We start from the raw sequence: 23,551 nt of genomic DNA on the forward strand, positions 1-23,551 counted from the left end.
AAACTGGATGACCTGAGGTGACAATATAAGGGATTTATTTGAGAGGTTTGGAGTTGATTTCTACCTTGGATTCCAAATTTATGATAAAATTTGTTAATATATGAGAATATTCTTGCAATAATAACAAATTTGGATGGGAGGAATCATGATGCAGGAACAATCCGGGATAAAAAATTTCTGGAACTGGATGTGGCAGTTGCATGATCAAGCCAAAGATTTAATGAGCTTCGCTGTGACGGGAAATCCTGAGAAAGTGAAACCGAAGGAAGATGATCGTAAGCAGGCGGGGAATGGTTCGGATTCGAATCAACCGGCAAACGGGAGCGGCGGATCCGGTTCTTCCTTTGATACCCGTCAAAAAATTGGTATCATCTTAGGTCCTCTTTTATTTATTGTGACGCTTTTATTTTTTGAACCAGAAGGACTGTCCAGCAGTGCGGTAGCGATTCTCGCAAGTACCCTATGGATTGCTACGTGGTGGATCACCGAGGCGGTACCGATTCCCGCTACATCTTTATTACCTTTAATTTTGTTTCCGCTTACAGGAGGTCTCTCCGGTGATGCAACGGCATCATCTTACGGGGACAACACCATTTTCTTATTCATGGGCGGTTTCCTTATTGCCCTTGCGATGCAGAAGTGGAACTTGCATAAACGCATCGCCTTGTTTATTATTTCGCTGGTAGGGACAAGCACTGAGATGATTGTGCTTGGGTTTATGCTTGCGACCGGACTGCTTTCTATGTGGATTTCCAATACAGCCACTTCGATGATGATGGTACCGATCGGTCTTGCAGTTATTTATCAGGCATCTGAACAGTTGAAGAAAGAAGGAGAAGGTCAAGTCGATCACTCTTCCTTTAACTTTGGAAAAGTCGTTATGCTTGGGATTGCCTACAGTGCTTCTATAGGCGGCCTGGCTACTATTATCGGTACGCCGCCGAATACCATCTTTGCCGCTGTCGTTTCAGAAACGTATAACATTGAGATATCCTTTGCGGGTTGGATGGCTTTTGGAGTGCCCTTATCCATAATTTTCCTGGGGATCGCCTGGGTCTATCTTGTAAAAGTAGCCTTTCCTATGAAAATTAAACAACTGCCCGGGGGCCGTGAAGTTATCGACAATGAGCGCCGCGGACTGGGTGAGATGTCGGTGGAGGAGAAGATTGTCCTCAGTGTGTTTGGTGTAACGGCTTTAGCCTGGATTTCCAGATCATTTATTCTAGTACCTTACGTTAGCGGAAATATTGACGATACGATAATCGCTATGACCGCAGCTATTATCCTGTTTCTAATACCATCAATCAGTAAAAAGGGAGATTTCATCCTGGACTGGAACACGGCCAAAGGGCTCCCGTGGGGGATATTACTTCTTTTCGGTGCAGGTCTTGCGATTGCAGCAGGCTTCCAGGAAACCGGACTTGCGGAATGGATCGGTAACCAATTGACTATTTTAGAAGGGGTCAGCTTGTTCCTGATTCTCGCGTGCGTCATTGCTATGGTAATTTTCCTGACCGAAATTACCTCGAATACCGCAACAGCCACAATGATGTTCCCAATTATGGCTTCGCTTGCTTCTGCACTATCCGTGCACCCCTACAGTCTGATGATTGGGGCAGGGGTTGCAGCCAGCTGTGCATTTATGCTGCCTGTCGCCACACCACCGAACGCAGTTGTGTTTGGATCAGGATACTTACGAATACCCGATATGGCCAAGGCCGGGTTTTTGCTAAACATATTGGCTATTGTTTTAGCTACCTTAGCGATTTATTTCTACTTACCAATCGTATGGGATATTGATTTAACCACATTTCCTCAAAAATTCAGCCAATAAGTAAAGGATGAACACCATGGATTCAAGTCAGCCGGCTATTAAGCCCTATACCCCGGACGAGTCTGGATTCTGGCGCATTACTTTAGCCCTGATGCTTGCGTCCTTACTCGTCTTTTCAACTTTGTATGTATTTCAGCCGTTACTGCCTATTTTCGTGAATGAATTTCAAGTATCGGCTACCGAGTCCAGTTTTCTTATGTCAGCTGCTGTAATTGCGATGGTCGTTGGACTTTTCATTCTCGGTTTTGCAGCGGACCGTTACGGTCGACTGCGACTGATGCAACTTTCTCTTGGAGTGACGGTATTGCTGCTTGCAGCAATGCCGTTTACTTCTTCTTTTGAATGGCTGGTAGTTTTACGATTGCTGCAAGGCTTTTTCCTGGCCGGAATTCCTGCAGCAGCTATGGGCTATTTAGGAGAAGAAGTAGATCCTAATCATTTAGGTCTGGCTATGACGCTGTATATATCCAGTAACGCACTTGGCGGTATGGGGGGGAGAGTCGCAGGCGGTTATTTAACGGATGTATTTGATTGGGAGAAGACCTTATTCATACTCTCTGCATTTGGTGTGGCTGCTGCTCTGCTTTTCCTATTGCTTCTACCTTCCGAACGTTATTTTACAAAAGGAGACCAACCGCTTCGGGAAGATTTTCGGGGAATGCTTGTCCACTTGAAAGACCGTTATATGCTGGTTTTGTTTTTAATGGGACTGTTGCTTCAAATTGTTTTTACAGCTATATGGACCTATATTCCTTTCCATTTACAATCAGACCCCTACCAGTGGCCACTAAAATGGATATCCTTTACGTATTTTGCTTATGTGCTCGGGGTGCTTGCTCCGCCACTTGCCGGGCGACTATCTAATCACTTCGGTTTAACAAAAGTGATGTTTTCTGGATTATTTATTCTGATTGCAGGAGCTGGTTTCACCGCTTTACAACCGGTATCATGGATCATGGCAGGACTCGGTGTGCTTTGTTCCGGCTTTTTTATTGCTCATTCTATGGCTGCCGCTCTTGTTAGTAAATCAGCTGATCATCACAGAAGCGGCGCCTCAAGTTTTTACTTGATCAGTTATTACGTAGGGGTTGCAGTAGGAAGTACAGCTGTCGGAACCCTTTGGGAAACATGGGGCTGGCCGGGCGTGATCAGTACCGCTCTTGTCTTTATCTTAATTATTATCTCTTTGCCGGTATTTAAAAGGAATTCAGGAGGAGGAGAAGAAGTATGAACAGGATTAAGGTGAAAGGTACAGGTGTAGATGAACACACGAGATGTGCACATTATCATAGTAACGTCGACATTGTAGCGGTCAAATTCTACTGCTGTCAGGAATACTATGGCTGCTACTATTGTCATAAAGAGAAAGCGCATCACAGTGAGAGAAAATGGCCTAAGGAGCATTGGGAAGAAAAAGCGATTTTGTGCGGAAATTGCTGGACTGAGTTTTCTATTCAAACATATATGAAGGTGAATCAATGTCCCGAGTGTGCTCACCCTTTTAACGAAAAGTGCAGCTACCACTATCCCTTGTATTTTGAAGGATTTTCAGAGTAAGCACTATTAAGCAATAGGGCCGGATAGTTGAAGACTCAGTTTCGAGATAACTTGGGTCCGTTGCTGATATAGAGAGGGGCTGGCTACGGAAACAACTCGCTTTCCTGCGGGGGAACTGGCAAGCCTCCTCAGTCGTTAACACTCCTTGTGGGGTCTCGCCTAGCTCCTTCTCCCGCGGGAGTCTCGTCGTTTCCTCCGCCATCCTATGATTGAGGAGTGAACGGACCCTTCTATAAGAGAGTTAATCGTTCTGGATCAGCCTTAACCCCTTATATATCAGGGGTTGTACACTTAAATAAGCTAGATATTTTTTTGCTCTCCAGTTAAGTTTAGCAGGCATCTTGGGTGGATTTCGAGTTTCTTATTCGGCCAGGTCCGGAGGGGGATGATGTAGACTCCTGCGGGATGAACATGATCGGTGAGATCCCGCAGGGCTGTTAAGCCCGAGGAAGCTCAGCACATGCCCGCGGAAAGCGAAATCATCCCCCGCAGGACCTTCCGCTCAACAAATGTCTCGAAATCAAGTCTTCAAGTAATGGGAGATTTAGTTTAAGATTATTGCATTTATCAGAACCTACACAAAAAAGGAGCCTCATTGCCTGAGGCTCCTTTTAATCAAGATCAAGTGGCACCCATGCCGCCATCAACGCGGTACTGACTGCCCGTAACAAATCGACTGTCGTCAGAAGCAAGGAAAAGAACGACTTTTGCGATGTCTTCCGTTTCGCCATAACGATTCAATGGAATCGCATTGGTCTGTTCTTCTTTAGCTGCTTCTGCATCGTCAGGGCTGAACCCTTTTTCAAGAGAACGCATCATACGGGTGTTAACCGGAGATGGATGAACGGAATTAACCCGCACACTGGAAGGTGCAGCTTCTAAAGCGGCTACTTTGGTCAGTCCAACCACTCCATGCTTGGAAGTGACATAAGGCGCCACTCCTGGAGAACCCATTAAGCCGGCAACCGATGACATATTAATGATGCTGCCATCCTGCTTTTCAGTCATGACAGGCATCACATGCTTCAAACCTAGAAAAACTCCGCGAACGTTTACATTCATGACTTTATCAAAATCCTCGACCCGCTGCTCGGTAATCGGGCGGACTTCTCCTTCAATTCCTGCATTATTAAAGAAAATATCGATGGTTTCAAATTGGTCTAGTGTTTTTTCTACATAATTTTGTACGTCTTTTTCCTCCGTGACATCGGCGGTGACCGTCATCACTTCACCATAGGCGTCGAGTTCAGATTTCGCATCCTTCAAAGCTTCTTCATCTACATCCACGAGTGATACTTTGGCTCCTTCTTGCAAAAACAAGCGTGCGGTGGTCTTTCCGATGCCGCCGCTTCCACCAGTAATGACAGCGGTTTGGCCATCTAAACGACCCATGTTAGAACCTCTCCTTATGACATATTTGTAGAAAGGCAAACGAAGTAAATCGTTTGTCATAAAGTATCTTCCACTTTATCCCATAAATAAAACGCAGAAAGGTGCGGCGGCCTGGTTCTCGTCGTGAGCTTAATGAATGCAAATTGCCAGGTGGGGCGAACAACTTTAATGCTTATTCGTTGAATACATAATAAAGGGTCTTATTCAATCCTGACTTTTCGCAGGCTACTTCATTCAATATTTGAAGTGCTGCCGTACTGGAGTCAAGCTTAAGGAATGCGCATGCCCTCTGGTTCGTAATTCGTTCGCCGAAAAGAAACTGGTAATCTTTTAAAGCCTCTACATGAGCATTTCTTGATGTATGGTGACAGGATTTACAATACCATCGTCCGTGAACTCTTTTCATCGGAAGATTACTACATTCAGGACAGATGACGCCTTGAAGAATATCTGTTTTATGAAGATGAAACCGGTCTAAGATAAATGGCTGGTAGGGAGTATGTTCGATGACCAGAAGATCGCATAATCGGTTTAGTTCGAATTCTTCCAAGGGGGAAGAGTTGTAGAGCCGATCTAATGATTGGAAGGCTGTTAACAATTGGTCTAAATGTATAACCTGACTGTTAGATCCATAAGAAGGGTGGATGAAGGAAGCAGGACTGGTTAAAACGACGAAATAGTGGATCGGAATACTTTGAAATCCAGCCATTGTTAGCCAATAGGTTAATTGATGGGCCTGAAGCTCTGCTTGAGAGAGAGGGTCTGGCATCCTTGATTCTATACGATCATTCACATGCATGAATCGGTAATCTTTTGTCAGGTTTGGCAAGGGTGAATGGTTAACTTCTAAAATAAGGGCGAAATTTCGCGTGACTATAAGCACATCGATCTGACAGTAGGAGTGATCAGGGAGCGGGAGACGAAGGTCAAACAAAATGCGGGATTCTTTGGAGGATAAATGAGTCAGCACAGGTAAAATCTTTTTCTCACCATAGTAATTGGACAATAATTTTGTGCGCCAATGTTCGATTTCTGAATGTTTATGGTGAGTCATCGCGATTCGTCTGGAAGCAGATTCCAATTGATCGAGATAATAAGGTTTTGATAGATGTTTAGTGAACAAAAACATCAACTCCATTCAAAATGATTATTTCTATATTCCATGAGGTTTATGGAAACTCCTTCCTGTAATATAAAGTTCTAATTTTTCCACTTTTTATATCGAATTTCTGCAATTTTATCAAACATTTTTCATAAATTATCTCAACTGGTATAGACAACTATATAACGTAATGGTATCCTCTTATTATAAAGCGGTTTCAAAATCGACGACTAGAATATAGAGGAGGAAGAAACATGTTAAGTTTTCTACAACGAATTGGGAAGTCGTTAATGTTTCCAATCGCTACACTGCCGGCTGCCGCATTACTCGTTCGATTAGGTATGGAGGATTTTTTCGATATTCCATTTATGACAGCAGCCGGAAATGGAATCCTTACCAACCTATCCATTATTTTTGCCATAGGCATTGCGATGGGGTTTGCTAAAGATGGAAGCGGAGGAGCAGCTCTGTCCGGAGCGATTGGAGTTCTTGTTCTGGAAGAAGGAATTAAGGCGATTAATAATGATATTGATATGGGAGTGTTTTCGGGAATAATAGCCGGAGTAATTGCTGGAATGCTCTATAATCGCTTCTATGATATAAAATTTCCAGAGTTCCTGTCTTTCTTTGGAGGGAAGCGGTTTGTGCCAATCATTACCTCTCTCACTATGGTTGCTCTTTCTTTTGTCCTCGGGCACTTATGGATTTATCCCCAATATGTTCTTGACGCTACGGCTAACTGGATTTTAAATGCTGGAGAACTGGGAGTAGGAGTGTACGGTGTACTCAACCGGTTACTCATCCCCGTAGGGCTGCACCACGTGTTGAATACCCTTATATGGTTTGATTTCGGCTCCTTTACGATGGAGTCCGGGAAAGTTGTGAAAGGTGAAATTAATCGGTTCTTAAATGGAGATCCAAATGCAGGTTACTTTTTAGCCGGATTCTATCCTGTCATGATGGTAGGTCTTCCAGCAGCTTGTCTTGCCATGTACGCGGCTGCGAAAAAGCACCGTAAATCGATGGTAGGCGGGATGTTCTTAAGTATCGCGCTGACATCTTTCCTGACAGGTGTTACAGAACCTATTGAATTCTCATTTATGTTCTTATCGCCGCTCTTGTATGTCGTCCACTCCCTTTTGACAGGAATATCGATGGTTGCTGCTTATATGCTCGACATTCGTCACGGATTTGGTTTTTCAGCCGGGCTCATTGACTATTCCTTAAACTTTGGAATTGCGCAGAATCCTCTAATGCTGCTTCCAATCGGTCTCGTTCTTGGTTTAATCTATTTCCTCGTCTTCTACTATCTGATTGTTAGACTGGATTTGAAGACGCCAGGACGTGAAGATGAGGATGAAGACTTTGTAGAAGAGTCCCAGGCAGTCGGACAACCCTCTGAAGGCTCTGAGAATGATGATGACCGTAAAGCTTCAGACTATCTGAAAGCTCTCGGCGGTGCGGAGAACATTAAATCACTGGATTATTGCACCACTCGCCTCCGTTTACAAATGATAGACCGGGAGCAGGTGGATGAAAATGCTTTGAAACGAGCCGGAGCACGTGGAGTGATGAAGGTAGGCGGGCAAAATCTGCAAGTGGTTGTAGGAACGTCTGTAGAGTTTCTAGCCGAGGCGATTCGAAAAAGAATGGACGAAAAAGACACCGACAATCGTAATGAATAGCTTCCTGTACTTGAAACGATATAAAAAATGAAGCGTTGAACAAAGATAATTTTGTTATAGCATCTGAAGGAATTGTCCTTCCGCTTGAAGAAGTACCAGTTAGGCTTTTTCAAAGGGACGGCAGACAATCAAAGGACCAAAACGATGCATGATTTTTTCGGCAGAATGAAGGGGGAGGGGATAATCTCCCCTGAAGTCTTAGGAAGGAGTGAGGAGTCCATGGCTGATAGTGTAGAGATTATAAACGTCACTGTCGTTTGTAATAATGAAGTTATTCCCTCAGGTTCGGTATTACTTAAGGGCGGTTTGATTGAATCTGTTGCTGAGCATCCGGTTGGTGGTGCAGATAAAGTTATCGATGGTAAAGGGGAAAGATGGACCCTTGTGCCTGGATTTATAGATGTGCATATCCACGGAGCACACGGGCACGACGTGATGGACGGTACGCACGAAGCACTGACAGGAATGGCGCGCAGTCTGCCGGCTGAAGGAACTACTAGTTTTTTGGCAACGACCATGACCCAGTCCAGCGAAACTATTACCCAGGCTTTAAAGAATATCAAAGCATACATGAACGCTGAACAAACGGGCAGACAGGCGGAGATACTTGGCATTCATTTGGAAGGTCCTTTTCTATCGATAAATAAAGCAGGAGCCCAGCCACATGAGCACATTCTTCCTCCTTCAACCGAGCAGTTTGATCGTTGGCAGGAAGAAAGCGGTGGTCAGATTCGTTTAGTTACTTTAGCTCCTGAAGTTCCCGGAGGCTTGAATTTTATTGAGCACTTGACGGCCCGGGGAGTGATTGCCTCTATTGGCCATAGTGAAGCGACATTCGACCAGGTAGAAGAAGCGGTGGACGCTGGCGCCCGTCACGTCACTCATTTATACAACCAGATGAGCGGATTCCATCACCGCGATCCTGGTGTGGTCGGCGCTGCTTTGCTGAACGAACGGGTGAAAGTGGAAATGATTGTGGATCATGTTCATGCGAGACCGGAAGCGGTGCAATTGGCTTATCATCATACGAAAGCTGAAAGAACCATTCTGATCACGGACGCCATGAGAGCGAAATGCCTTCCGGAGGGGACGTACGATCTGGGCGGTCAGCAGGTAGATGTAAAAGGTGGAGAGGCCCGCTTAGGCGATGGGACACTCGCGGGCAGTGTATTGACTTTGCAGAAAGCCTTGAAAAATATGCGTCAGCATACAGAACTGCCGTGGGAAGACCTTGTCCGGATTACCTCTCTCAATGCAGCAGAACAATTAGGACTCGATGAACGAAAAGGGAAAATTGAGAAAGGGAAAGATGCGGATCTTGTCCTTTTAGACGAAAATCTGGAAGTGGTAACGACCGTTTGTAACGGTGAGATAGCCTATCAACGAGAGGAGAGTTAACCGTGGAAATATGGGTCTCTCAAGACTACCAATCTTTAAGTCAGAAAGCCTGCGGGATGATAGAAGATGAGGTAACTCGTAATCCTGCAGCTGTTCTCGGTCTTGCTACAGGAAGTACGCCTCTTCAAACCTATCACGAAATGGTAGAAGGGTATAGGAGAAGATCAGTGGATTACCGTCATATCTCCACGATCAATTTAGATGAATATGTGGGTCTTGGAGAAAAAGATCCGCAAAGCTACCATTTTTTTATGAAAAAGCATTTATTTGATAAGATTAATATCAATCCAGCCCGCACGTATATTCCTAATGGGTTGGCCGAAGATTTGGAAGACGAGTGCAGACGTTATGAACTGTTGATTGACCAGATCGGGCCGCCTGATCTACAGATTTTAGGAATCGGGCAGAATGGCCACATTGGATTTAATGAACCCCATACCTCATTTAAAAGTGAAACCCACATGATCGAACTTGCTGAATCCACAAGAAAAGCCAATGCCAGATTTTTTGAATCGCTCGAAAATGTGCCCAGAAAAGCCATTACCATGGGCATCCAGTCCATTTTAAAAAGCAAAAAAATTCTTCTGCTTGCTTCTGGAGAAAATAAAGCGGAAGCTATAAGGAGTTTATTAGAAGAGCCGCCTAGTGAAGATATGCCAGCGTCTGCCCTTTGCTACCACGAGGATGTTACGTTACTTGTAGATAAAGAAGCTTATAAAAAGGTAGAGTACCTGAGAGGAGACGAATAGAGTCATGATTGATAAAAAGTCGCCGCTTCCTATTTATTACCAAATTGAAGAGAGTATTAAACAGAGGATATCAGATGGGGAGTATCAGCCTAACGATATGATTCCATCTGAACGTATTCTGTCAGAAAACTACGATGTCAGCCGAATGACGGTCAGACAAGCGATTACCAATCTGGTTAATGAAGGAGTTATTTACAGAGAGAAAGGCAGAGGAACATTTATAGCTGAGAACAAAATCGAACAGTCTCTAAAAGGTTTAACGAGCTTTACAGAGGACATGAAAACACGAGGGATGACAGCCAGCAGTAAGCTGCTGAATTTTGAGAAAGTGATGGCAAGCGGGGAGATTTCCCGGAAACTGGAAATCGAAGAAGATGAAGAGATTTATCGTCTGCAAAGAATACGATATGCCGATCAAAAGCCTATGGCTATTGAAACCAACTTCCTGCCCGTGGCTATGTTTCCTAATCTGAATAAAGAAGATGTACGGGGATCCCTCTATGATTATGTAGAGAAAAATAAACGACAGAAAATAAAAAAAGCCAGCCAAATCATTGAAGCAACCATTGCCAACGAAGATCAGTCTTCCCTACTTGAAATCCCTCTTGGCTCTGCAGTTCTTCACATAGAAAGACACAGCTTTCTTGAAGATGGCACGCCATTTGAGGTAGTTAAATCATCCTATCGTGCGGACCGTTATAAATTCTCAAGTGATATTACCCGCGGTTAAGGAGAGGCTAGTTATGAGTTATTTATTACAAGCAGCGGAACGATTGGAACGATTGGACAGAGACACAGGCGAACAACTGAATTCCATTAGTAGAGAGATCGCTCACCGTCTGAAGAATAAAGGAGTTATTCATGTGTTTGGCTGCGGCCACTCCGGTCTCATCGCGCAGGAACCTTATTACAGAGCGGGTGGTCTGGTGCCGGTTCGTCCTATTTTAGTGGAGCCGCTGATGCTTCATAAAGGAGCAGTGAAATCCAGTCAATATGAAAAGCAGCCAGGCTTTATCCAAAGTTATTTAGAAAAAGAGGATATTCGTGAAGGAGATGTCTTTCTTGTTATCTCAACATCTGGACGTAACCCTGCCCCCATTGATGCGGCTATTTATGCACGTGAAAAAGGGGCTTATGTGATCGGCATGTTGTCCATGGATTACGCAGATAACTTCCCTTCCCGACATCCGTCAGGTAAACGACTGGAAGAAGTCGTTGAGGAAGTCGTGGATACTCAAATACGGGCAGGAGACACTTCACAGGAAGCGGAAGGCGTGTCTCAGGCATTTGCCCCTATGTCTTCCGTCATCGGAACCGCTTTACTGCAGAGCTTGTTAGCCCAAGTAATTCTTAGTTACAGAGATCTTGGAGAAACCCCACCCATCTTTCTGAGCGGCAACTTAGAAGGCGTTCAAGAACATAATTCTGAACTTGTGGAAACGTATAAGGACCGCATAAGTTTTTAACCATGTATCCATGTTCCCCACTCGCAATATTGTTTACAGAAACCTTTGCTGATAACAGGCAGGGGTTTTTTTACTGGCTAAAAAAATAAAAAGAGTTATAATAAATATATATAGACCGATTGGTATAATTAAAAGGTGGTACGTTTATGAATAGGAAAGAAAATTCCCGGACTAAGTTAGTTCAAACAGCTTCAAGGTTATTCCAGACTCAAGGTTATCACGGCACCGGTTTGAATCAGATTACCAAAGAGAGCGGTGCGCCGAAAGGATCGTTGTATTATTATTTTCCAAATGGAAAAGAACAGCTGGCGATTGAAGCTGTTCATCTTACCGCAGCTAAAGTAACGGATAGGATTGAAAGGGGGCTTAAAAGACAGGAGGAGCCTGTTAAAGCAATTCAGCATCTGATTAACGATTTGGCGGATCAAGCCGTGAAGGATGGAGGGACGAGTGGTGTCCCTGTGGCCGCCGTTGCTCTTGAAACCACACACGCAAGCGAGCCGATCAGGCAGGCTTGTCATGCCGCTTATGAACAGTTCCAACAAGCGTTTGCAAGGAAGCTAAAGGACAATGGCTATGCCGAAAAAAGAGCAGAGGAACTGGGGGTTCTGATTAACTCTATGATTGAAGGAGCTTTTCTAGTGTCGTTCACTACAAAAAGTAAGTCCCCGTTACGGTTAGTGGCAGATCAGATACCTGTGCTGCTGAAGTAAGGAGAACACCTTTACTTGATAGAAGGGCGTGGAAAGTATGACCATTTTAGTAACAGGTTTTACAGGAAAGGTAGGGCATGAAGTAGCTAAGAAGCTGAAAACCTTCCAGTTACCTATTCAATGTGCCGTAAGAGACGTAGAAAAAGCTAAAAAACGATATGGGGATGAATTTGATTTTGTAGAGCTCGATTTATCAAAGCCCAAAAGCTTTGAAAAGGCCCTTAGTGGAAAAGATCGCGTATTTCTTATGTATCCTCCTGGAAAAGGCATCCAATTTGAACAGTTTGTAGAAGCTGCACGTCGGAATCATATCCAGCATATCGTCTATCTTTCCTTAAAGGACGTTCAGTACATGCCTTTTGTTCCTCATTATAAGAATGAAAAGACGATCAAGAAATCTGGTATTCCTTACACGTTTGTTCGAGCCGGATATTTTATGCAGAATCTTAACGATTTCCTTCGAACTGAACTCAGGGAAAATCACCGGATCTTTGTACCTGCCGGAAAAGGAAAAACCAGTTTTGTAGATGCGCGGGATGTGGCTCATATAGCCGCTATTTCCCTTAAAGATTCTGATGAACATCGCTTTCAAAAATATGTGGTTACTGGAACTGAGTCTCTTGATTTTTTTGAAGTTGCTTCCCAAATGACTCAAATACTAAAGCTCCCGATTTATTATGAGAACCCTACAGTTAAACAATTTAAGAAGACGATGCTGAGCCGCGGCGTGGATGAAAAGTTTGTGAACGTAGTTGTTGGTGTGCACGCTCCGACTAAATTAGGACTTGCGGGAGGAATTAAACGCGATTATGAAAAAGTAACCCACGAGCAGCCTGCCTCTTTACATCGATATATCATGGATTATCAATCCGAATGGATTACGAAGGAGAAACATTCATGAAAGTTATCATTTTTGGAGCGAGCGGCCGTACTGGCCATCCCTTAGTCAGACAGGCTCTTGAAAGAGGCCACGAAGTAACAGCTTTTGTAAGAGGAAAGCACAAGCTGGTTATTCCTCATGAGGAAAATCTTCGTATCCTGGAAGGAAGTGTTCTTACGTACGAAGATATAGAGCGAGCTGCCGCGGGGCAGGATGCAGTTTTGAGTGTGCTGGGTCACACTAAAAATAATCCTAAAGATCTGCTCACTCAGTCAGCGGCCAATATAGCAAGATCCATGCAGGCACATAGCATTAACCGGATCATAAGCTTAACAGGGGCCGGAGTAGCTGTGGAACAGGATGTGAAGCAGGGAGCCATGAGCCGGCTGTTTGGCACAGCCTTAAAGTTGATGGCCAAAGATCTATGGCAGGATTCTGTGAACCAAAAAAATTACCTGGCTCAAAAAGACTTAGATTGGACCATTGTCAGAGCGCCAAGGCTGACAGAAGGAGAGCTCACTAAACAGTATCAAACGGGTTATTTTAAATTTACTAAGCCGATGATTTCCCGGGAGGATGTAGCCCATTTTATGCTGGAAGAACTGGAAAATCCTCAGTATATTAAAGAGTATCCGCTGATTGGTTCCAAATAGGTAAAAGAATTACTATTATTGAATCGGTGCTTTGATCTGAACGAGTCCATAGAAAATCCGCCTTTTTCTGAGGCGGATTTTCAAAATTCTATTACACATGCTTCTTAAGTAAATCCATTTCTTCCAAAATCGTCTCCCATGCTTGAGAGGAAGTATCCGTAAGCATAAAATGTTCATCTTCAGGAAGTTTTACGTACTTAATGAAGTCTCCCAAATTTTCTGCCATCTGGTAGTAGTGATCACTACTACCAACGGGAACATTAATATCCATAGAACCATGTACAATGACTTGAGGTACATGAAGGGGCAAAAGTTCTACAGGATTGGCTTCCCTGTATCGTTTAGGGTATTCATCGGGAGCGCCCCCAAGCAGTTCCGCTGTTGGATTGGCAGGCTGCAGGGAAAGGGAAGTGTCCCTTCTATGATGAACCTCATACATACGGCGCAAGTCGTTTACCCCTGCTAAACTTACAGCGGCAGCAATCGGAAGGGGAGAAGTGCTTGTAACAAGCTCACTATCTTCAGAAAGACGATGTCTGCCGGCTAGCCAAAGGGCCAGGTGCCCTCCTGCTGAGTGACCGATGGTTATTACTTTTTTGAGATCAAGAGAATTAGAGTTGGAAAGCTGAGACAGGTAGTCGCAGGCTTCAGCGGCATCCTTAAGAGTTCCAGGCCATGCCCCGCCTTCCTGTCCAACCCGGCGGTATTCAATATTCCAAGTGGCAAAGCCTTGAGAAGTTAAACTTTCAGCGGCATCATTCATTATTTCGAGACCGAAATGTTTTTTCCAAAAACCACCGTGGATGACCACAGCTACTGGATGTGGTCCGTCTCCCTCTGGAAGGCGCAATTCCCCAAACTGGTTTTCATTTGTTCCATAAGCTATTCTTTCCATAGTTACACTCCTTATAAATAATGGATTGCTCTAAAAACAAACGAGCGAAACTCTACTAGTATTTTATTCCATGGAGGGTGAAACTACAAAAGTTTTAGGGGGGAAACGCTGACCACGAAAGATACTCTCCCGTTCGGTTATGATAAAATAAACATAACCAAATGAAGGGGGAGAAAAAAGATGTATGAATTAAAAACCAAGGAAAATGATGAGAGTGTACTAGCGTTTATTGAAACTGTGGAGAAGCCTAAAAAACGTGAAGATGCTTACCGGCTCCTGGATATTTTCACCGAAACCACTGGGCATGAAGCGAAAATGTGGGGGAGCAGTATTATTGGATTTGGGTCTTATCATTACAAATATGCCTCTGGTCATGAAGGCGATGCTCCGCTTGTAGGATTTTCCCCTCGTAAGGCGAAGATCAGTTTATACTTTTCACCGGGAGAGACTCGCCGGGAAGAATTGTTAAAAAAATTCGGCAAGCATACGACAGGGAAAGCCTGTGTTTATATTAATAATGTGGAAGACATTAACGAGGAAGTTTTGAAAGAGTTGATTCGTGCTTCGATCAACCACCTGCAAAGCCTTTACTCTAATGAATAAAAGTTCTTCCAGTATCGGGAGGGAGATTTAATGTCACAGTTGGCGGTATTTCCCGGTAATTATTTAATATAAAAGGAGCAATATTCTAGCAAGAATGCGTAAGTTATGTAAGAGGAAACGGATTAATTCTATGTTCTTTAATCAGAGACTTTAAGAGTGGTAAAGCTCAAAAATTACGAGATAACATTTGGAGGAGCATCCAATCATTATCTCGTTTTTGAAACGTCTATTTCATTTTGAAATGAGCGTTAATCTGCCCCCGCAGCATACGCTCAATTACCTTTTCCTTGTCACCGGACCGCAGCATATCTTTTCTAATCTCATACGTTTGAACGCCTTCTTCACGCTTGTCTGCAATTTGAAGCAGAACTTCCACATCAGCAAAAGAATACTTTCTAGTACCTCTTTTAGTTCTTTCAGGGAAGATTAACTCTCGTTCCTCGTAGTATCGTATCTGCCGGAGGGATAAGCCCGTTAATTCATTCACCGTCCCTATAGAGATTACTTTTTTATCCTTGTAAGAAGACATCTTTTCTCCTCCTTGAACGTTTCTAAACAAAGGTCTCCTGCTGTGAATTCAGGGACGCGGCTGATCGAGGCGTTTTACTAACGCTTCCAGTTGAGTTAATGTCAACGTTTGTAAAGCCTCATCCGTAGACTGAACCACCCCTGAATTAATTAACCTCTGGATATAATGCTCTTTCATGGTTTCTACTGCATCACGTAAATGATTTTTCATAAGGCCCACCTCAACATTCAGATTTGGAATTTTTTAAAAGCTTTACGGTTGAAAAGAAAAAGCAAATAGTTGAAGATCGATGCCGTTTTCTTTTCGTGAATTATCCTTAGGATAAAACATCCACAACTTTTTGTCACTCTTTATGTTAGAAAACCTAACATATAATATCTGACATGTTATTAAATCTAACATTAAATAACGCAAAAGATAAATCTAACCGTGTTCCGCCTGATTGGGGTTGAATCTCTTTAGGGAGTTTTAACAAAGGAGCTTTTATTTAAAATTCCCATATAGGTTATGAAGTTTTTTAGTATAAAAACATAATGTCTGAAAAGAACCTCAAAAAATACGGTTTTTTTTAATTTAGCTGTTTATCTTATTCTGAAATAGTGAATGTGTTAAAGGAAGATAAAGTAAGTAAAAATGTTAGGAGAGTGCCTATGTGGATTAAACATCCTTTTTTCAAATATTTAACCGCTATTATACTAGTGTTAATATGTATTTTCTTTTTGAATTTGTTAGAATTCTTTAAACCGATCCGAACCGTGATCGGAACCCTTTTCTACCCATTTCTAATTGCCGGATTTTTGTTTTATCTGATACGGCCGCTGGTAGAATTATTATCAAAAAGTAAGTTTTTCCCTCGCCCTGTTTCCATTCTTACGGTATTTGCTGGAATAGCAGGGATTCTTTATGCGGCTTATGTTTTGCTTGCAGGAACATTAAAAAAACAAGTAAACAATATTTCTCAATTGCCTGACAAGATGAAAAGCGCTGCCAAAGAGGCTGAGCAAAAGATTCAGGAAAATGATATGGGAATGCTTTCCGGCCAATCCCTTACCCATAAGGCCAATCAATTCTTTGGAGATATGATTCAAGGAATTCTGGATAATATTACGGGGATTGTGTCTGCAGTCACGGGTGCGGCCACTGTTTTAATCATTGTGCCTTTTGTTTTGTTCTTTCTATTGAAGGACGGTCATAAATTAATCCCGTTTATTGGAAACAGACTTCCGAAAGGACATCAAAAAGAAGGGAAAGGTCTTCTAAGGGACGTGGACCGCACACTTGCCGCTTACATTATAGGACAAGTGACTGTAGCCCTGGTGGATGGTATCCTGTCTTACATTGGGTATTTAATCATTGGACTGGACTATGCCCTTATACTGGGTATTTTTGTAACTGTAACAGCCATTGTACCTTTTATCGGTCCGATAATTGGTGCGATTCCCGCGATTGTTGTTGCTCTTATGCAGGATCCGCAAATGGCCATATATGTTATTCTCACGTTAATTATCGTGCAGCAGCTTGAAGGAAATCTTGTAGCCCCTGTCGTACTTGGCAGCCGGCTTCACATCCATCCTTTAACGATTATTCTGCTGCTGGTTGTAGCTGCCCCGTTGTATGGGTTTATAGGAATGCTGATCGCTGTTCCGTTGTACTCAGTGGTTAAAGTTGTAATAAAAGATCTCTATAAGTTCTATAAAGTGGACACAGGACTTAAAGCATAGGCTCTATTAAAGTTTGTGGTTGATTTTTTCATAAAAGACTTATTAAGTTAAAGGGCCGGATTGTGTCAGACTCAGTTTCGAGATATTTTCTGGAGAAAGGGGCTCCGGGGACCGGCTTGCTTTCCGCGGGCATGTGGTGAGCTTCCTCGGTCTTAACAGCCCCGCGGGATCTCACCGATCATGTTCATCCCGCAGGAGTCTTCGCCGTTCCCTTCCGCCCCTTTGCGTTTATGGAGAGCTCGAAAATCTTCCCATAATCGCCTTCCAATGAACGAGATCCACACTGGTTTTCACGTGTGTTTACGTGTAGGAACCCTGTTATATAAGCATTTGAGGCAGATGCAGCATGGCTCCTTTCTCCTATAGCAGGGTCCGCTCATGAGCTATCTTTCGGGCGGCGAAGGAAACGACGAGACTTCCACGGGAGAAGGGACTAGGTGAGATCCCGCAGGGAGTGAAACGAGCGAGGAAGCTCACCGTTCCCCCTAGGAAAGCGAGTTGTTTCCGTAACCTCCCTCATCCTTTTTTGGCGACCGACCCAAGTTATCTCGATACTGAGTCTTACACAAACGGGAGCTTTACTTTAAAAGCAACGCGGAGGTTTAATAGAGGTAAAGCATAAAAAAAGCCCGGTTCCTCATGAATAGAGTGACCTAGAAAAATGAGACGTAATAAAACACCTTCAAAGTTGTAATACTACACTTGGAGGTGTTTTTCTTATGGGTAAAAAAGTTCACTATCCCGAAGAAGTAAAAAAGAAAGTAGTTCAATTAAAATTAGAAGGGAATCACACGAATCAAGAGTTGATGGACATGTTTGGAATTAAGAATAAGTCCCAGATTAAAACGTGGATGAAATGGTTTAGAAATGGGGAAAACCACCGGTTTGCTCAGCCTATAGGGAAACAATATTCTCACGGGAAAGGGCCGGAAGACGAGGATGAAATGACCCAACTGAAGAAAAAGATTGCCTATTATGATATGAGAGAAGAACTGTTGGAAAAGTACCAGGAAATCGAAAGGAAGTGGTTCCAGAAGTATTCATCCAAATCGTAGAAACATTTAAGCACAAGTATCCTGTGAAAGATATTTGTGAATGCTTTGGTATAGCTAAAGCCACCTATTATCGCTGGCGGGGAAAGTCATGGGGACCGTCGGTCCTGGAGAAGAAGATCATTGAGCTATGTGAAGATCTAAAATTTAGAGTGGGACACCGTATGGTCCGTGACCTCTTACGTAAGGAATACCAAATCAAACTCAATCGAAATACCGTTCAAAAAATCATGCAGAAATACCATATTCAATGTCGCGTAAAACCAAAGAGACAGTGTTATATCGCAGGGGAAAGTAAGATTGTGGTACCGAATTATTTAGAGAGAAACTTTACGTCTACGAGACCTAATGAAAAATGGGTAACAGATATTACCTATCTTCCTTACGGAGAGAAAATGTTATATTTATCAACGATTATGGACTTATACAACAACGAAATCCTCGCGTACACGATCAGTGATAAACAAGATACGTCCTTCGTATTAGATACGTTGAGGAAAGCTTGCGAAGGACGTGACGTCTATGAAGTGATCCTTCATAGCGATCAAGGTTCGCAGTACACGTCCTATGAATTTCAAGAAGAGGCCAAAAAAAGAGGCATTATCACAAGCATGTCCCGACGGGGGAACTGCTTTGATAATGCCGTCATCGAATCCTTCCACTCCACGATAAAATCGGAAGAATTCAGTCCTCTGGACCGAGGAAAAATAGATCATCATACCGTACGCTCAAAAATCGATACGTACATGTATTACTACAATTATTGTCGACCTTTTCAAAAACTAAACTGCCAAACTCCAATTGAATTCAGAGTAATGGCAGCCTAGGTGTTTTATTGAGTCTTATTTTACTGTGGCACTCCATGAAGGAATCCGGGCTTATTTTTATTGGCGGTGGACGTTTTTAATAATGAATCCACTTTTCGGTAAGGCTGGCATTTTTCTTAAACTATAACTGTAATCCTGTTTCGGCACCTCATAATCAAGATGGTTCGTCATATAGCGGAAACTGGTTTTCAAAATTTCAATCGTCGGTTGCTCCCCTGGGCAACGATGGCCTTTATAATAGTCACCGCCTCCTTGTGGAATGAGATCATATAAGCCTCCATTCCAGTTCAGGAAACGATCTGGAATAAACTCATCAGGATTTTCCCATAATCGAGGGTCGTGGTTTGTTCCATAAATATCAATCATAACGAGCTGCCCCTCTTTAAAATCATACTGCTGCCATGTAAAGTCATGATCGACTCTTGCGCCGAGGAAAGGAACGAAAGGATAATAACGACGAACCTCCTGAGTAAATCTTAAGAGATAATCATCCTCATTGGCTGCTTTTGCAATTGTTCGAGGGAATTGATAGAAAGCAAGAGCTCCAAAAGTAATAAATTTGGATATAGCTACAAGGGGACGAATGACGTTAATCAGTTCAATGGCAGCCATTCGAGCATCCAAAGGATTTCCGTGCAGGTCTTTATGCATAGCCATCTCGTAGATAGCTGTACCTTTTTGGGCTTGCTGTTTTCCTTCACGAACGTCTAGAATTAAATCTTCAATCCATTTTTCCGTACGTTTACGTGCTCTTCGGCTTTCTATATGTTTAGGGCCGACAGCGCTGAAACCATCGATCATGTTACTTAAATCGCGGGTCCGTTTTTCCACTTCCTTTTCCTTTAAAGGTACTCCTGCCCATTCACAGGCTGTACGGCATAGCAGCTCTCGTGTTTCATCGTACAGCACTACTTTTTTCTTGCCTTCCCATTTGTTTGCGAACTGATCCCAGTGTTTGTTTGTGATAACTTTTAAAGAAGCCAGTGCTTCAGGCGTCATTAAGGACATGAACAAAAGCTTACGGTGAGTATGAGCTTTTCCATCCATTGTCTGAATAGCGTCTTCTCCAAAAAGAGTTTTCAGAACGCGGCCAGGAAGAGCGTTTTTACGGTTCATTCGATTAGTATCGTAGAAGAGCTTTGCTCCTTCTTCACCGCTTAGAAGGGCGACCTTTTCTCCGAGAACCCTCGTTTCGTAAACATCCAGGTGATTGTTTTGAACGCGTTTAGAAATAAATTCATAACCATCCTTGAATATCGCGAGTGTATTATCTATTGTCCTGTCTTTCGGTACTTTTACCGTCATATGTAGTCTCCTTTTCAATAAGGGTGTAATAATAAAGATTCCTTTTTAACAGACAGAGTAAACCAGTTAAGGAAACTAATTTGTTAAAAAGTGGAGGCCGGGAGTTCAATACCTTGACTATAAGTAATGATACATTTAAAATCGTAATCGTTACTATTTAGTTACTGCACCAGGAAGTTGCTGGATCGTAACAGATGGTGAAAGCCAGAAATGATTGAACTGATAGAAATTACTAATTTATAGAAAGGGTGAATAAACCATATGGCTAAGAAATCCAAAATCGCTAAAGAGAAAAAGCGTGAAGAGATGACAGTGTTTTATGCTGAGAAGCGACGTGAGCTTAAAGAAAAAGGGGATTATGATGCTCTGCGTAAGCTTCCTCGTGATTCATCGCCAACGCGTGTGAAAAGGCGGTGTGAACTATCGGGCCGTCCTAGAGGGTATATGAGAAAGTTTGATATGTCTCGTATTGCTTTCCGAGAACTGGCTCATAAAGGTCAAATTCCTGGTGTGAAAAAAGCCAGTTGGTAATCCGGTACATTTCTCTGTAGGAGAGATGAAAGGCAGACGCGGTCTCGTCCGTGCCTGCCTCTATACATAGCTTTTATTAACCTGCAGTTGTATTAATTGGAGAAGTTTCCATATCCTTGTGTTCCTTACGTTCGGTTTTTGAGAATAGGCGATACACAGCAGGGATAAGCACCAGGCTAATGACGGTAGCAAAAAGTAATCCAGAAATAATGAAGGTAGCCATAGGGGCCTGATAATTACCGGCAGACCCTGTAGCGAGAGGGAGCATGCCGCCTGCCGTTGTGAGGCTGGTCATAAATATAGGACGTACACGATTTTTTCCTGCTTCTACAAGCGATTCTTCAACTACATAACCTTTTCCGTGAGACGTATTTAACAGAAAGTTTCTATTAAAACTACCAAGTCTCCTTTACAGAAAAGCTCCCTTTTCTGTAAGACTCAGTTCCGAGATATTTAGACTGAGAGGACAGTCCTTCGGGGGATGATTTCGCTTTCCGTGGGAATGCGAGGAGCCTCCTCAGGCATTCGCCTTCCGGGGTCTCCCCTGTCATTTTTATCCCACAGGAGTCTACATCATCCCCCTCCGGACTTTGCCAAATCAGAAGCTCGAAACGGCTTTATCCTTCACCGCTTGAGAAGAAATACTACATGAGCTTTATCCTTTTATCAGGCTGAAACTATGGGATAGAGCCTGTTATATAAGCATTCCAGCCAGGTTAAGGAGAACAGAATTCTCTTTTTCCGAAGGGGCCGTTCTTCCTAATAAAGCTGGCGTGGTGGGGAAATGGCGAGACTCCCATGGGAGAAGGAACTAGGTGAGATCCCGCAGGGAGTGAAACGAGCGAGGAAGCTCACCGTTCCCCCATAGGAAAGCGAGTTATTTCCCCACCAGCCCTTCTCCAAATATCGTAACGGACCCAAATTATCTCGAAGTCAAGTCTTACAGTTACCGGCCCTATTGTTTAATAAGTCTTATTAAAAAAATAAACTGCCTCTATTAACATAGCTAACTGGAAAATAGAACATAAAACATCCCAGGTAAGCTTAGGTTTGCTTACCTGGGGGAGAAAATGACGAGGCTTAAGAAGTAGCACTCATTTTTTTAGATGAAGTTTTTTTCTTTTCTGCGGCTGTTTCCTGTCGGGCCGCTTTAAAGAAGGAAGCCCCCATCATGAGCAGAACAATAGAGAATGGGAGGGCGGCTATGATTAACATATTTTGCAGTCCCTGTGTCCCTCCAAAATAAATAATGATAGCAGCCATGCCGGAAAGCGCCAGTCCCCAGGTAATTTTAACCATTCCTGAAGGGTTAAGTGCTCCTGAAGTGGATAACATGCCTAGTACAAAGGTAGCTGAATCTGCTGATGTTATAAAGAAAATCGCGATAACGAAAATTGTAATAAACGACATGAGTACACCTAAAGGATATTCCTGTAAAACGGCGAAAGTAGCTGTCTCCAGTGAATAATCCGATATGGTTGCTATACCATACTGTTCAAGGTTAAGCGCCGAGACGCCGAAGACAGTAAAGAAAACAAAACAGATCAGCGAAGGCACCAGCAGCACTCCTGCCATGAACTCCCGGATGGTGCGCCCGCGCGAGATTCTTGCAATGAAGATCCCGACAAACGGGGACCACGACACCCACCAGGCCCAATAAAAGATGGTCCAGTCATTAATCCAGGTACGATTTCCTTCATTGAGGGGGGCCACATTGAAACTCATGGAAACGAAATTCGTAATATAACTGCCAAGCGTATTGGTGAACATATTCAAAATATACTGAGTTGGTCCCACTATAAATAATAAGACTAACAAAGCTACCGCGAGAACCATGTTGATGTTACTTAAATATTTAATACCTTTACTAATCCCGCTCCAGGCAGAGAATATAAATAAGGCAGTGGAGACCGTAAGAATAATTAATTGAAAAGTAAAGTTTGCAGGTACATTGAATAAAAAGGAAAGTCCTTGATTAATTTGAGCGGTACCAAAACCAAGCGTAGCAGCAACACCGAACACAGTAGCTACTACGGCTAATGTATCGATGGCTTTTCCCAATATTCCTTTCATACTTTTTTCACCAAGCAAAGGAATGAGGGTCGCGCTTACGAGACCAGGATACCCTTTATGGAATTTAAAATAGGCGAGCACAAGTGCTACCAATCCATAAACAGCCCAGGCACTGACACCCCAATGAAAGAATGAGTATTGCAATGCTTCCTTTATAGCTTCATCCGAACCTACTTCAGCTTCAGGGGCATTTTTAAAGGCGTGTGCAATGGGTTCAGAAGTTGTCCAGAATACGAGTCCCATGCCCATTCCTGCACTAAAGAGCATAGCGAACCAGGTGGGTAGAGGGAACTCGGGTTTTTCAGTCTTCTTTCCTAATTTCAGGTGTCCAATTTTAGAGAAAGTTAAATAGACACAAAACAGAAAAATGACCATTACAATTAATAAATAATACCAGCCAAATCGATTAGCAATAAAGGTAGTGGTTTCGGTCGTGACCGTCTCCAAATTCTCTGGAGCAACGGAACCCCATCCTACTACCAGTGCACAGATAGCCAGTGCACTCCAAAATACAGTCGTTACGTTTTTCATATCGTCACCTCGTATGTAGGGGTAATTGTAAATGTGTAAAACGGGCCCTGATATT

At 43.1% G+C, this 23,551-nt stretch carries 22 protein-coding genes and 1 pseudogene; 15 read left to right on the forward strand and 8 right to left on the reverse strand.

The features are described 5' to 3' along the window. Positions 1-133 precede the first annotated feature (133 nt). Genes HBHAL_RS03605 through HBHAL_RS03615 form a run of 3 tightly spaced genes read left to right on the forward strand, consistent with a single transcriptional unit; the run spans position 134 to position 3,391 of the window. Positions 134-1,834 (forward strand): SLC13 family permease, encoded by a 1,701-nt coding sequence (locus HBHAL_RS03605; RefSeq protein WP_231853973.1) that lies wholly within the window; start codon positions 134-136, stop codon positions 1,832-1,834. A gap of 16 nt (positions 1,835-1,850) precedes the next feature. Then, positions 1,851-3,065 carry an MFS transporter gene (locus HBHAL_RS03610; RefSeq protein ID WP_014641986.1) on the forward strand — a complete coding sequence of 405 codons (1,215 nt, stop codon included), beginning with the start codon at positions 1,851-1,853 and terminating at the stop codon, positions 3,063-3,065. Further along, positions 3,062-3,391, forward strand: a complete 330-nt coding sequence (locus HBHAL_RS03615; RefSeq protein ID WP_041601187.1) for a CHY zinc finger protein — start codon at positions 3,062-3,064, stop codon at positions 3,389-3,391. The genes HBHAL_RS03610 and HBHAL_RS03615 overlap by 4 nt, the downstream gene beginning before the upstream one ends. 621 nt (positions 3,392-4,012) lie before the next feature. Here the strand turns inward: HBHAL_RS03615 and HBHAL_RS03620 are convergent. Together HBHAL_RS03620 and HBHAL_RS03625 are read right to left on the reverse strand one after the other, a co-directional pair. Further along, complete coding sequence (locus HBHAL_RS03620) at positions 4,013-4,783, reverse strand: SDR family NAD(P)-dependent oxidoreductase (protein ID WP_014641987.1); 771 nt, start codon at positions 4,781-4,783, stop codon at positions 4,013-4,015. Positions 4,784-4,955: 172 nt separating this feature from the next. Continuing rightward, the gene (locus HBHAL_RS03625) at positions 4,956-5,921 is read right to left on the reverse strand and encodes a nuclease-related domain-containing protein (RefSeq protein ID WP_087946036.1); all 966 of its coding nucleotides are present in this window, start codon (positions 5,919-5,921) and stop codon (positions 4,956-4,958) included. A 218-nt stretch (positions 5,922-6,139) separates the two neighbouring features. On the opposite strand from HBHAL_RS03625, the pseudogene nagE reads away from it, so the two are divergent. From nagE to HBHAL_RS03665, 8 genes and pseudogenes are all read left to right on the forward strand, one after another. Then, positions 6,140-7,537 (forward strand): annotated as a pseudogene (gene nagE, locus HBHAL_RS03630) (N-acetylglucosamine-specific PTS transporter subunit IIBC); the annotation flags it as partial. Positions 7,538-7,789: 252 nt separating this feature from the next. Then, positions 7,790-8,968, forward strand: a complete 1,179-nt coding sequence (gene nagA / locus HBHAL_RS03635) for an N-acetylglucosamine-6-phosphate deacetylase (RefSeq protein ID WP_014641991.1) — start codon at positions 7,790-7,792, stop codon at positions 8,966-8,968. A 2-nt stretch (positions 8,969-8,970) separates the two neighbouring features. Further along, on the forward strand, positions 8,971-9,717 hold the full coding sequence (gene nagB, locus HBHAL_RS03640) for a glucosamine-6-phosphate deaminase (RefSeq protein WP_014641992.1): 747 nt from the start codon (positions 8,971-8,973) through the stop codon (positions 9,715-9,717). 4 nt (positions 9,718-9,721) lie between these two features. Then, a complete protein-coding gene (phnF, locus tag HBHAL_RS03645; RefSeq protein WP_014641993.1) occupies positions 9,722-10,447 on the forward strand; it encodes a phosphonate metabolism transcriptional regulator PhnF in 726 nt (241 codons plus the stop codon). 13 nt (positions 10,448-10,460) lie between these two features. After that, complete coding sequence (locus HBHAL_RS03650) at positions 10,461-11,183, forward strand: sugar isomerase domain-containing protein (RefSeq protein ID WP_014641994.1); 723 nt, start codon at positions 10,461-10,463, stop codon at positions 11,181-11,183. A 146-nt stretch (positions 11,184-11,329) separates the two neighbouring features. Next, positions 11,330-11,896, forward strand: a complete 567-nt coding sequence (locus HBHAL_RS03655) for a TetR/AcrR family transcriptional regulator (RefSeq protein WP_014641995.1) — start codon at positions 11,330-11,332, stop codon at positions 11,894-11,896. A 37-nt stretch (positions 11,897-11,933) separates the two neighbouring features. Then, complete coding sequence (locus HBHAL_RS03660) at positions 11,934-12,797, forward strand: SDR family oxidoreductase (RefSeq protein WP_014641996.1); 864 nt, start codon at positions 11,934-11,936, stop codon at positions 12,795-12,797. After that, entirely contained in the window at positions 12,794-13,429 is a 636-nt protein-coding gene (locus HBHAL_RS03665; protein WP_014641997.1) for an NAD(P)-dependent oxidoreductase, read from the forward strand. The genes HBHAL_RS03660 and HBHAL_RS03665 overlap by 4 nt, the downstream gene beginning before the upstream one ends. 91 nt (positions 13,430-13,520) lie before the next feature. On the opposite strand, the gene HBHAL_RS03670 is transcribed toward HBHAL_RS03665, so the two are convergent. Then, a complete protein-coding gene (locus tag HBHAL_RS03670; protein WP_014641998.1) occupies positions 13,521-14,324 on the reverse strand; it encodes an alpha/beta hydrolase family protein in 804 nt (267 codons plus the stop codon). Positions 14,325-14,504: 180 nt separating this feature from the next. Here HBHAL_RS03670 and HBHAL_RS03675 point away from each other — a divergent pair, with 180 nt between their 5' ends. Further along, positions 14,505-14,927, forward strand: coding sequence for a DUF1801 domain-containing protein (locus HBHAL_RS03675; protein ID WP_014641999.1), 423 nt, complete (start codon positions 14,505-14,507; stop codon positions 14,925-14,927). 226 nt (positions 14,928-15,153) lie between these two features. On the opposite strand, the gene HBHAL_RS03680 is transcribed toward HBHAL_RS03675, so the two are convergent. Both HBHAL_RS03680 and HBHAL_RS20695 read right to left on the reverse strand, forming a co-directional pair. Continuing rightward, positions 15,154-15,456 carry a MerR family transcriptional regulator gene (locus HBHAL_RS03680; RefSeq protein WP_014642000.1) on the reverse strand — a complete coding sequence of 101 codons (303 nt, stop codon included), beginning with the start codon at positions 15,454-15,456 and terminating at the stop codon, positions 15,154-15,156. A 48-nt stretch (positions 15,457-15,504) separates the two neighbouring features. Further along, on the reverse strand, positions 15,505-15,666 hold the full coding sequence (locus tag HBHAL_RS20695; protein ID WP_145955983.1) for a Fur-regulated basic protein FbpA: 162 nt from the start codon (positions 15,664-15,666) through the stop codon (positions 15,505-15,507). A gap of 440 nt (positions 15,667-16,106) precedes the next feature. Between HBHAL_RS20695 and HBHAL_RS03685 the strand changes: the two genes are divergently transcribed. Then, the gene (locus HBHAL_RS03685; RefSeq protein WP_014642002.1) at positions 16,107-17,177 is read left to right on the forward strand and encodes an AI-2E family transporter; all 1,071 of its coding nucleotides are present in this window, start codon (positions 16,107-16,109) and stop codon (positions 17,175-17,177) included. A 719-nt stretch (positions 17,178-17,896) separates the two neighbouring features. Beyond that, positions 17,897-19,056 (forward strand): IS3-like element ISHaha4 family transposase gene (locus HBHAL_RS03695; RefSeq protein WP_087946024.1). Its coding sequence is split into 2 segments (ribosomal slippage): positions 17,897-18,182 and positions 18,182-19,056, totalling 1,161 coding nucleotides; the frame shifts between segments, so codons are not numbered across the junction. Between the two features lie 57 nt (positions 19,057-19,113). On the opposite strand, the gene HBHAL_RS03700 is transcribed toward HBHAL_RS03695, so the two are convergent. Further along, entirely contained in the window at positions 19,114-20,361 is a 1,248-nt protein-coding gene (locus tag HBHAL_RS03700; RefSeq protein ID WP_014642003.1) for a cytochrome P450, read from the reverse strand. 261 nt (positions 20,362-20,622) lie between these two features. Here HBHAL_RS03700 and rpsN point away from each other — a divergent pair, with 261 nt between their 5' ends. Further along, positions 20,623-20,892, forward strand: coding sequence for a 30S ribosomal protein S14 (rpsN, locus tag HBHAL_RS03705; RefSeq protein WP_014642004.1), 270 nt, complete (start codon positions 20,623-20,625; stop codon positions 20,890-20,892). A 76-nt stretch (positions 20,893-20,968) separates the two neighbouring features. Here the strand turns inward: rpsN and HBHAL_RS03710 are convergent, their stop codons facing one another. Beyond that, complete coding sequence (locus tag HBHAL_RS03710) at positions 20,969-21,271, reverse strand: efflux RND transporter permease subunit (protein ID WP_145955984.1); 303 nt, start codon at positions 21,269-21,271, stop codon at positions 20,969-20,971. Between the two features lie 701 nt (positions 21,272-21,972). After that, on the reverse strand, positions 21,973-23,496 hold the full coding sequence (locus HBHAL_RS03715) for a BCCT family transporter (protein WP_014642006.1): 1,524 nt from the start codon (positions 23,494-23,496) through the stop codon (positions 21,973-21,975). Between the last annotated feature and the right edge of the window lie 55 nt (positions 23,497-23,551).

The sequence above is a fragment of the Halobacillus halophilus DSM 2266 genome, from assembly GCF_000284515.1.
Classification (GTDB): Bacteria; Bacillota; Bacilli; order Bacillales; family Halobacillaceae; genus Halobacillus; species Halobacillus halophilus.